This window comes from Synechococcales cyanobacterium T60_A2020_003 (assembly GCA_015272205.1).
In the GTDB taxonomy this organism is placed as follows: Bacteria; Cyanobacteriota; Cyanobacteriia; order RECH01; family RECH01; genus JACYMB01.
The window spans coordinates 1-5,664 of record JACYMB010000194.1; the positions used below are offsets into that span (position 1 = coordinate 1).

Genomic DNA, 5,664 nt, shown 5'->3' on the forward strand with positions numbered 1-5,664 from the left:
AACTTGCTCTTTTTTGATTCTGATACCCCGTCCGCTTGCGGCGGGGTAGTTCATTCTCTACGAATCGGGACAGGCCGACCAAGTCAGCGATCCCTTTTTGCTGAATCCGCCGGATACTTTTTCCTCAGATGATATCCGCCAGAATTCTGATCTAGACCGAGCGATGTACGATGCGGACAGGGGAACTTGGGTAGCGCCTTTCTTTATGGCTCCGATCAACACACGCGTGGTGCGGCGGAGTCAAGCCCTGTATGCCCAGTGGGGAGAACCCTATGGTCAGGACTTTACCTATCAGGAGTGTCTGACATTTGATTCCCCGTTTGCCAGACTCCAGGCCGCAGGCGTGACAGCGGGGATGGCCGTATTGGGAGGGGCGATCGCCCAACCCTGGCTACGCCCAGCCTTGAAAGCGCTGTTACCGAAACCGGGAACGGGGCCGTCTGAAAAAAACATGGATTCCGGATGGTTCCGGTGTGAATTGGTGGGAGAATCTCGTGATGGACATCGAGTGCATGGACACATTCAGGATCAGGGCGATCCGGGTAACCGAGCCACAGTGAAATTTCTCTGCGAATCAGCACTGTGCTTGGCCTTAAGGTTAAACGCGCTACCGGGTGGGCGATCGCGCGGTGGCATTTTAACCCCTGCGGCAGGACTCGGTGATGTTCTAGCCGCACGATTACAAGACGCTGGAATGTCTATCGCGGTTTCTTAGGCGCTTTGCCTAACACATGCCTAAACTAAGGTCAACTCGCCCAATGCCCCTTTTGCGAAATTTCTATATTTATGGGTATTCCCTAAACCGGAACTTGGCTCTAATATCAAAATGGAATCAATGTGAGTTCCGATTTCGGATGCCCCTGCCAATCCCAATTTTGCTATGAATAGTCCCTCGTCCCCCGTTTTCATCGTCGGTGCAGAGCGCTCTGGAACCACGATGTTTCGTTTAATGCTAGCGCATCATCCGCAACTTGCTGTTTGCTCTGAATTTGAATACATCGTTGACCCCATTGCCCACGGTCAGCCGTTTCCCGATGTCAATTCCTACGCTGATCAGCTTCAAGCCAACTGGATCTTCCAAGATCACAAGCTCTCGATTGATCGATCGCTATCCTACGGGGAACTCGCGCATTCATTTCTAGCACAGGTGCAAGAGCGCGATCGCGCCCAGCATGTGATTGCAGTCGTCCATCGAAACTTCGACCAATTGCCTCGCCTTTGGCCAGACGCCCGCTACATCCACATCGTGCGTGATCCCAGGGACGTAGCCCGATCGGTAATTGGCATGGGCTGGGCCGGAAACGTCTGGCATGGTGTGGAGCGCTGGCTGGACGTAGAGCAAACGTGGAACCGGATGAAACCTGATCTTCCGGGCGATCGCTACCTCGAAGTCAAGCAAGAAGACTTAATTCTTGAGCCTGAACAGACGCTAAGCCAAGTGTGCCAATTTATTGGGGTAGATTATGATGCGCGGATGTTGGACTATCCACGCTACACAACCTATTCCAAACCCGATCCTTCCTTGCTTGAACAGTGGCGGAGCAAACTAACACCCAAGCAGGTCGGTCTGATTGAAGGGCGTGTCGGCGACCTTCTAACTGATCGGGGATATGCCATGAGTGGATATCCAACGATCACACCATCTCGCTCTGCACAACGTTGGCTGAAACTGGACGATAAGTGGGGGTGTTTGAATCATCGCATTCAGAGGCTAGGGATTGGGCTGTTTGTGAGCGACCTATTGAGTCGAAAGTTGCGGATTAAGCCTTGGCAAGAATGGCTAGAGCCTCAGCTCGCCCAGGCATGGCGGAGTAGTTTGAAGTAGGGTTCAGCTCGCTAAGCCCAAGCTACTTTCCCGGTTTGCAAGGCCGAGCCGGATGCATGGGACTGAGTCGTCGAAAATCGGACAGATACTGCTCTAGCTGGGCAAACTGGGGAAGATTGAGGCTGTAGTAAATCCAGCGTCCTTCTTGGCGCGATCGCACTAAGTCAGCCTCTTTTAATGTTTTCAGGTGAAACGATAGCTTCGACTGAGCCGTACCCAACGCCTCACAAAGATCACAAACACACAGTTCTTGTTCTCTCAGCAAGTCCAAAATTTGCAGGCGCAGGGGCTCTGAGAGGGCATGGAAGGCAGCGGCCATCTGGATCGTTGTGGAATCTGCGGAAGCGTCGGTTTTAACAGCCATCAATTTTTCTTGAACTAAGCGTGCATGTCTTCCATTCTAAAAGGCTGGGCAGTCTAGGCGGCACACTTGTCTGCACTTAGCCGTTGTTCACACTGCGCTTTCTCAGCGGCACTCAAATCACTCTCATTCACATCCCGTCGTAATACCAAACCATTGTGAGCCACCAGAAACCGGGGCAATTCGGCCATGTCAATTTGGGTGAACTGCTGCATGTCGTAGGTGGTGTAGGTGGTGAGGTCGGGGGTATCGAAATTCACGTCTACCACGGTCAGAGTTTTGCGGGGAGCGAGGTTGGTATCAATAATTTGGCGTGGCCCCGATCCCAAGGCTCCGGTATGGAGGAGTTGGAGGTTGCCGCGATGGGCGGGATAGTAAGCGTGCTGATGACCGCTGATGTAGGTATGCACGTTGTAGCGTTCTAGGAGCGATCGCAATGAATCGGCATTCGCCATCACGTCTCCGGGTTCATCCCGACCGACGGCAATGCCATAGAGAGGCAGATGACCGATGAGAACTCGCATTTTTGCCTGCTGTGCTTTCTCGCTGGCTAGGGCTTGCTCCACCCAGGCGAGCTTGTCATCGGGAATAGAACTGGTGGAGCCGTCCCATGACAGAAAGAAAATATCGTTGGCTTCAAAGGTATAGTAGAAGGGGAATTCGTAGCGATCAACGAATCGGAGTCCTGGATCGTGGGCGGGATCGTTCCAGTACGCAGAGGCGAGATCCCGTTCCTGTTGGAACACGAAGCCGCCCCCATCTCGTGCCCCCGATGCATCATGGTTGCCGATGGTGAAGCCAAAGGGAATCTGCATTTCGCGGAGAGGAGCGGGAATGTGTTGATCAAACGCTGCCCACATCGCCTGGATTTGGGTGGGGGACAGATCCAGGCTTTGCCCTGCCACCATGTCCCCGCTACACAGGACGAGATCCGGATTCCAGAAGGGAACGAGCTTCATAGCGATATCGATTTCGGGATCGTAGTCCGTGGAGCCGTAGGCGCTGTTGAGGTCGCTAATCACCACCAGGCGCACATCCCCCCTGGGTGGATCGGTTAGCCCTGTGCGTTCTACCAGAGCCACGGTTTCGGGGTGTAGGGGTGCAGGGGGAGTCACCGAGGGCGCGGGGAGGGTTTCGGCGGGTTGGGCGATCGCCGCTTGGTTCGGTTGCGGCTCGGCATTGCTCAATAAAGAGGTTTCGACAACAGCCAGACCGATCCCCAGGATGAAGCCCAATACGGCGAGGGCTAAAAACCACCGTCTGCTGAATCTACCCATTGCGTCCCTTTCCCCGCTAAATCTTTCTGTTGAACCCTACCACTGTCAGATTATGCCTCAGTCTGGAGCAGCGATCGCACCGTTTCGGCTAGAGATTGATAGTCATCAACGGAATTGTAAATCTGGGCGGAAATGCGGATTAGGCGATTGGTCGGTTCCGGCCAGGGAACGATTGGCACCTGAAACTGGCGATCGCACAATGCCCGATACAGCCCATTCGCATCCCCATCAGGCAGGGGCACGCTGGCCAGAGCACCCAGCATCGTATCCGGCGCGGGCGGTGGAGTATCGAGAGTACTACAGAGAATTTGTCGAGCGGCGATCGCTAGGTGGTGGTTGTAGATTATCAAGGTATCCCAGCCACCGGGGATCAGGTGTGCCATGAACTCGATCGCCTTGGGGATCGCTAGATAGGGTGTGGGATCGCCCGTGCCCGTCCAGTCAAATTCCAGGTGAAATAGGGATCGATCCTCACGGCGGGTGTTGGCTCCGTGGCTAATAACCAGAGGCCGAATCTGAGAATGGCGATCGCGCCGCACGTAAAGAAACGCGGCTCCCTTAGGCGCACACAGCCACTTGTGACAGTTGCCTGTGTAGTAAGCGGCTCCTAGGGTTTGCAGGTTCAGGGGAACCATCCCCGGTGCGTGGGCACCATCGATCAGCACCTCGATTCCCCGTACCGTCATTTCAGCAACCAGCGCTTCAACGGGAAGGATCAGCCCAGTTTGACTGCTCACGTGATCGATGAGTAAGAGGCGCGTGGAGGGAGTCACTGCGTTCAGAATCGCGTCTATTACCTGGTCGGGAGAGGCAATGGGAAACGGAACCTCCGCCACGGTCACGATCGCCCCACTCCGAGCCGCGACAAACTCTAGGGCATTGCGGGAGGCGTTGTATTCGTGGTTGGTGGTTAGCAGTTCTTCCCCGGGCTGAAAGGAGAGCGATCGCAGCACGGTATTGATCCCCGTGGTCGCGTTGGGGACAAAGACCAAATCCTGAGTCTCCGCACCGACAAAGGTTGCGAGGTCTTGACGGGCGGCATCGAGCAGCGGTTCGTACTCATCTACGAAAAACCGAACCGGATCGCTTTCTAGCTGTTCCCGCAGGGTTTGCTGATAGGTCAACACCTCGCAGGGACAGGCACCAAACGAACCGTGGTTGAGGAATGTGACGTGGGGATCAAGGCTCCAGTGCGATCGCACCGTTTGAGGATCAATGACCATTGTCTAGGCTAAACCCGCTTGCAGATGGGGCAACAGGTCTGCAAAGGCCAGTCCTCGATGACTGATGCGGTGTTTGACATCAGCGGGCATTTCCGCGAAGGTCATGCCCTCGGAGGGAACGTAGAAAATGGGATCATAGCCAAATCCGCCTGTGCCAACCCTTTCGTACAAAATCTCGCCCGGACAGTTGCCCTCTGCCGTGACCGCAATCGACCCATCGGGACGGGCGATCGCCAACACGCAGATAAACTGGGCACTGCGGTTTGTCTCATCGCCCAATTCCCGCAACACCCGCTCGATCCCTGCCTGGGGCGTGGCTCCATAGCGAGCCGAATAGAGACCTGGTGCGCCGCCCAAGGCATCCACAGCGAGTCCGGAATCATCGGCGATCGCCCATTCCCCCACGGCCTGCGCGACCTGGGAGGCCTTAAGGCAGGCATTTTCGAGAAAGGTGGTGCCTGTTTCTTCAATCTCCAAGTCCGCAGGCTTCAGCACTAGTTCATAGGGCAGATCCAGCAAATAGGACTGCATTTCTACCAATTTTCCAGGATTACCCGTTGCCACAACCAGTTTCATCATGGATTCGTTTCAGTAAAATAGGGGCGATCGCGCCACGAGGCTTAATCCTACCTTAAGTTACGGTGGTTAAGCCTAGACCTAAGGCATGCTAAAACAAAGCTAACGAACAGTTGTTTTCTATGCTCAGTAGATCGCAAACCATGTTTAGATCCTCCCTAGCCCCCCTTAAGAAAGGGGGAACCGAGCCAACGATGCCTTGAAGTCCCTCTTTTTATAGACGCAAAGCGGCTTCCCGAAGGGTAGGGGGATTTAGGGGGATCAAAGCCAGGATTCATTGTGAAATGCACCTAATTTGCGATCTACTAGTGCTGGTTGTCACAGTCCTTAATCCTAAAGTTATGCAAGTGACGTACTCCCGACACCGATGCAAACATACGGTGCGGGCTTCTCCCACCGGAA

6 protein-coding genes are annotated in these 5,664 nt (G+C 54.6%); 2 read left to right on the plus strand and 4 right to left on the minus strand.

Annotation, left to right across the window (positions count from 1 at the left end):
* Positions 1–205: 205 nt before the first annotated feature.
* Together IGR76_09930 and IGR76_09935 are read left to right on the plus strand one after the other, a co-directional pair.
* Positions 206–715 carry a hypothetical protein gene (locus IGR76_09930; GenBank protein ID MBF2078816.1) on the plus strand — a complete coding sequence of 170 codons (510 nt, stop codon included), beginning with the start codon at positions 206–208 and terminating at the stop codon, positions 713–715.
* 165 nt (positions 716–880) lie between these two features.
* Complete coding sequence (locus tag IGR76_09935; GenBank protein MBF2078817.1) at positions 881–1,825, plus strand: sulfotransferase; 945 nt, start codon at positions 881–883, stop codon at positions 1,823–1,825.
* Between the two features lie 22 nt (positions 1,826–1,847).
* On the opposite strand, the gene IGR76_09940 is transcribed toward IGR76_09935, so the two are convergent.
* The 4 genes from IGR76_09940 to rdgB are packed head-to-tail and all read right to left on the minus strand — an operon-like array spanning position 1,848 to position 5,265.
* Complete coding sequence (locus IGR76_09940) at positions 1,848–2,189, minus strand: winged helix-turn-helix transcriptional regulator (GenBank protein ID MBF2078818.1); 342 nt, start codon at positions 2,187–2,189, stop codon at positions 1,848–1,850.
* A 53-nt stretch (positions 2,190–2,242) separates the two neighbouring features.
* On the minus strand, positions 2,243–3,463 hold the full coding sequence (locus IGR76_09945; GenBank protein ID MBF2078819.1) for a metallophosphoesterase: 1,221 nt from the start codon (positions 3,461–3,463) through the stop codon (positions 2,243–2,245).
* Between the two features lie 50 nt (positions 3,464–3,513).
* Complete coding sequence (locus tag IGR76_09950; GenBank protein MBF2078820.1) at positions 3,514–4,686, minus strand: aminotransferase class V-fold PLP-dependent enzyme; 1,173 nt, start codon at positions 4,684–4,686, stop codon at positions 3,514–3,516.
* Positions 4,687–4,689: 3 nt separating this feature from the next.
* The gene (gene rdgB / locus IGR76_09955; GenBank protein ID MBF2078821.1) at positions 4,690–5,265 is read right to left on the minus strand and encodes an RdgB/HAM1 family non-canonical purine NTP pyrophosphatase; all 576 of its coding nucleotides are present in this window, start codon (positions 5,263–5,265) and stop codon (positions 4,690–4,692) included.
* Positions 5,266–5,664: the final 399 nt, after the last annotated feature.